Source organism: Actinocorallia lasiicapitis (assembly GCF_054778695.1).
In genome coordinates this window covers 1-992 of record NZ_BAAGZI010000789.1, presented here as the reverse complement: position 1 = coordinate 992, position 992 = coordinate 1, and the positions used below count along the sequence as shown (strand labels likewise).

At 73.6% G+C, this 992-nt stretch carries 1 protein-coding gene; it reads right to left on the bottom strand.

The features are described from left to right. Positions 1–992, bottom strand: a 992-nt coding sequence (locus tag ACYVE7_RS34635) for an acyl carrier protein (RefSeq protein WP_460370863.1), incomplete at both ends; no start/stop codon positions are given.

The following is a 992-nucleotide window of genomic DNA, read 5'->3' as shown; positions in this document are numbered from 1 at the left end:
CCAGCAGCAGCACGCCGACGCCCTCGCCCCAGCCGGTGCCGTCGGCGGCGGCGGCGAAGGCTTTGGCGCTGCCGTCGGCGGCCAGCCCGCGCTGACGGCTGAACTCGATGAAGCTCTCCGGCGTGGCCATCACGGTCACCCCGCCGGCCAGCGCGAGCGTGCACTCGCCGGACCGCAGCGACTGGGCGGCCAGGTGCAGGGCGACCAGGGAGGAGGAGCAGGCGGTGTCGATGGTGACGGCCGGCCCCTCCAGGCCGAGGGTGTAGGCGATCCGGCCGGAGACGACGCTGCCGCTGTTGTCGCCCGGATAGTCGTGGTACATGACTCCGGCGAACACACCGGTCGGGCTGCCCTTGAGGGTGGCCGGGTCGATCCCGGCCCGTTCCAGGGCCTCCCAGCCGGCTTCCAGCAGCAGCCGCTGCTGGGGATCCATGTCGTGGGCTTCACGCGGGCTGATCCCGAAGAACCCGGCGTCGAACCCGGCCGCGTCGTAGAGGAAACCGCCGTCCCGCACGTAGCTGCGGCCGGGGGTGCCCGGTTCGGGGTCGTAGAGGCGTTCGGTGTTCCAGCCGCGGTCGGTCGGGAATCCGGCGATGCCGTCGCCGCCTTCGGTGAGGAGCCGCCACAGGTCGTCAGGGGAGGTGACGCCGCCCGGCAGCCGGCACGCCATTCCGACGATCACGACGGGGTCGTCGTCGGCCGCCGTGGCGACGGTCTCGGCCCGGCCCTGGACGCCGCCGGACAGCTCCGCGAGCAGTTCCCGCGCCAGCACGGCGGGCGAGGGGTGGTCGAAGACGAGGGTGGCGGGGAGGGTCAGGCCCGTCGCTTTGGCGAGCCGGTTGCGCAGTTCGACCGCGGTGAGCGAGTCGAAACCGAGGTCGCGGAAGGCCAGGTCGGGGTCGATCGCGTCAGCGCCATCATGCTGGAGCACGGCCGCGGCCTGGCCGCGCACCACCTCGACGAGCGCCGCGGCCTGGTCGGCGGGTTCCAGG